1 protein-coding gene is annotated in these 391 nt (G+C 66.2%); it reads right to left on the reverse strand.

Annotation, left to right across the window (positions count from 1 at the left end; all coding sequences use genetic code 11):
* On the reverse strand, nt 1–391 hold a 391-nt coding region (locus tag E0D90_RS26110), incomplete at both ends, for an RHS repeat domain-containing protein (RefSeq protein WP_170215056.1).

Genomic DNA, 391 nt, shown 5'->3' on the forward strand with positions numbered 1-391 from the left:
TGGTGGTGCCGCGGGGGGTGGTGAGGTGGGTGGGGGTGCCGACGAGGTCGGTGGTGATGGCGTAGAACGCGGTGTCGTAGTCGGCCTGGGTGCGTTCGGGCCCGGTGTGGGTTTGGGTGAGGGGGGTGAATCCGTTGTGGTTCCAGGTGAGGGTCTCGCCGGTGGTGCTGGTTTGTTCGATGAGTGTCGCGTCGTGCCAGGTGAAGTGGGTGCGTTCGGCGATGGAGCCGTCGGGTGCGTGGCGTTGTTTTGAGGTGCGGCGGCCGAGGGGGTCGTAGGTGTAGGTCCAGATGGTTCCGTCGGGGGTGGTGGTCTGGGTGAGTTGGTTGCGGGTGTTCCAGGTGTAGTGCCAGGTGTCGGGTTTGCGGGAGAGGCGGGTGCGTTGCTGGAG

It is taken from the genome of Streptomyces otsuchiensis (genome assembly GCF_004305975.1).
Lineage (GTDB): Bacteria > Actinomycetota > Actinomycetes > Streptomycetales > Streptomycetaceae > Streptomyces > Streptomyces otsuchiensis.